1 pseudogene is annotated in these 261 nt (G+C 49.0%); it reads left to right on the top strand.

The features are described 5' to 3' along the window. Positions 1 to 261 (top strand): annotated as a pseudogene (locus tag ADI86_RS12080) (hypothetical protein); the annotation flags it as partial.

Genomic DNA, 261 nt, shown 5'->3' with positions numbered 1-261 from the left:
AGCTGATGTTGATTCAGATGCTGACGTGCTTGCTGAAGCCGATGTGCTTGCTGAAGCTGATGTTGATTCAGATGCTGATGTGCTTGCTGAAGACGATGTGCTTGCTGAAGCTGATGTGCTTGCTGAAGCCGATGTGCTTGCTGATGCTGACGTTGATTCTGAAGCTGATGTGCTTGCTGAAGCTGACGTTGATTCTGAAGCTGATGTGCTTGCTGAAGCCGATGTGCTTGCTGAAGCTGATGTGCTTGCTGAAGCTGATGT

The organism is Streptococcus pseudopneumoniae (assembly GCF_001074975.1).
Classification (GTDB): Bacteria; Bacillota; Bacilli; order Lactobacillales; family Streptococcaceae; genus Streptococcus; species Streptococcus pseudopneumoniae_D.
This window is presented reverse-complemented; position numbering and strand designations above follow the sequence as displayed.